The organism is Clostridium sp. FS41 (assembly GCF_000954015.1).
Classification (GTDB): Bacteria; Bacillota; Clostridia; order Lachnospirales; family Lachnospiraceae; genus Enterocloster; species Enterocloster citroniae.
Genome location: NZ_JYHN01000019.1, coordinates 1 through 1,954 on the forward strand (window position 1 = coordinate 1; position 1,954 = coordinate 1,954).

The 1,954-nt window shown below is 51.6% G+C and carries 2 protein-coding genes; both read left to right on the top strand.

The genetic code is table 11. From position 1 onward, the window contains the following. Positions 1-345 (top strand): hypothetical protein (locus CLFS41_RS02515; protein WP_045091354.1); only part of this gene is annotated, 345 nt, incomplete at its 5' end. Continuing rightward, the coding region (locus CLFS41_RS30620; RefSeq protein WP_347467376.1) for a hypothetical protein at positions 333-1,954 on the top strand (1,622 nt) is incomplete at its 3' end. The genes CLFS41_RS02515 and CLFS41_RS30620, both read left to right, overlap by 13 nt.

Sequence of the window (1,954 nt, forward strand, 5' to 3'; positions counted from 1 at the left end):
ATGAGGACACTAAGATTTAGAGTATCCGGCCAGGAGTTGACGAGGGCTCCTGGCTGTGATTTTAGCAACATTATCGCAGGCACATCCGGTTACCTGCAAACAGCGTTTGAGTTCGGCCCCGATTGGGATGGCACGGTCCGGGTGGCAGCTTTTTACCCGTATCTGCAATCCCCGGAGGTTGGCAGACTGATCAGGGATGGGGTCTGCATTGTACCTGATGAGATAACGCCCTGTGATCAATTTAAAATAGGGGTGGTCGGCCAGCGGGAGAACGGGCAGCGGATTACCACCAATCTGATCACCATCAAACAAGAAAGGGGGAGTGGACAGGCATGGCAACAGTAGACGAGATCCTTACAAGACAGGCTTATGCAGCCGGGGATGAGACATGGACCAAGGATAACAACTATCCATCCTACACCATGTACGCGGAGCCGGAGTATGTCCCGGTCACAAACAAGCGTATTGCAGACTTTAATGACCAGGTATCAGTCCGGGGTGAGCAGAACGCCCAGTTTGTGGGCTTCCAGCTGCCCAGATATGATGATGCAATGGATCTGACCAAGCAGAACCTGTACATCCACTACCAGACAGTCTACGGCGGCAGTGACGGCGTACCCTGTAATGTCTCCCGGTCAGCGAATTACGTCAGGATGTGTTGGATGATACCGGGACAGGCAACGCAGGAGCCCGGATCAATACAGATGATGATCTATGCAACCGGGACAGATAGTGTAGGGGACCGGACCGTTTGGAAAACCCTGCCGGCAATATACACCATCCATGACGGCCTGGAGATAGGCGGGGGTATACCGGAGCCGGACCCGTCCTGGTATGAGCAATTCGTGGCGCAGATGGAGGGTAAGGTATCCACTGCCCAGGGATACGCCAATGACGCCCAGGCCAGCAAGACTGCGGCTGCTGGATCAGCCACGGCAGCAGCACAGTCTGCGGATGCATCCGCAAAGGCGTTGCAGGAAAACAAGGACTACGTGGAGAGCCAAAAAGAGACATTTGTGGGCTATAACAAGCGCGAGACTGATCTTAAATACGCCAATGCCCTGATCGGCTCCGCGTCTGGCACTGGGCGGGTTACGGTGGGGGATGCGTGGGAGGCGCCGATACCTGACCTGCGGATAAGCGGAGAAATTGAGCAGGTGAGTACGACCGGGGCGCAGCTGTTACAAGATAGCAATATATATCCGGGCTTTTTAACAAACGCTAACGGAACCAGAACCAATGATAATAATTACCGGACAGTCTGGCTTAGTCTTCCGGCCGGCACATATACATTATCAGTTCCTGGCGGAGTAATGATCGTAAAAACAGTCATTGACGGGATACTAAACAATAGCAGTACCAGTATTGCGGACGGCGCCGGATATACCTGTACATTAACGCAGGATGGATTCCTGGGGATATCGTTCCGTAAACAAGACTCATCGGATTATACCACAGAGCCACAGGTCATGCTTAATACCGGATCCACAGTCCTCCCCTGGGAACCCTATACCGGCGGCAAGCCCTCCCCCAGCCCAGATTATCCCCAGCCGATTATCAGTACAGGGACGGTGAGTACGGGGGCACAGCTGCTGGATACGGAAGCATATGAATTAGGAACATTCGGAAACGCGACCGGAAATCCTAATGATTCAGAAATCACATATCGTTGGTTGCAGTATATACCAGTAACTGAAGGAAGCACAATATATTTTAAGAAACCATTGTGCATATGTTATTACGATTCAGACAAGAGATTTGTTTCGTGTGATGAATCACCCGGTATATATCAAAGGCTTGTACCACAGACGGCAGCATTCATTAGATGCAGGACATTTGCAGGTGATTTTGCGGACTTTAATCATCGGGACTATATGATTAGTAATAACCCCATTTCTGCATGGGAACCCTACACTGGCGGCAAACCCAGCCCATCAGAGGAGTATCCGGGACG